The organism is Shigella sp. FC1967, assembly GCF_001743005.1.
Classification (GTDB): Bacteria; Pseudomonadota; Gammaproteobacteria; order Enterobacterales; family Enterobacteriaceae; genus Proteus.
On the sequence record NZ_MIIZ01000116.1, the window covers coordinates 1 to 289 of the forward strand.

The window sequence follows — 289 nt, forward strand, 5'->3', positions numbered from 1 at the left end:
AAAAGAGGCTGCGAATCTCATGGCGTTCAAGTGCTCGCCCTTTTGGGAGTTCGAGATCCACGTACTGAACGGACTTGCTTAATGTGCTGGAAGCTGTCCGTATCAATTTGCTTCATCGTCCAGGCTTCAAGAGCCACCCCTTTGAGCGCTGACAGGTAGGTGTTGATCGTTGCCGGAGCCTTCCCTGCATCCCCCAGCATTTCCAGCACCGCCAATATGTGGTGCCGCCTCATTGAGCTCCATGCACAGTCACGAAGGTTCTGAAACCCGATCATCTTGGCGACAATGT

The 289-nt window shown here is 53.3% G+C and carries 1 pseudogene; it reads right to left on the bottom strand.

Annotation, left to right across the window (positions count from 1 at the left end):
* A pseudogene (locus tag BHE89_RS01065) lies at positions 1–289 on the bottom strand (tyrosine-type recombinase/integrase); the annotation flags it as partial.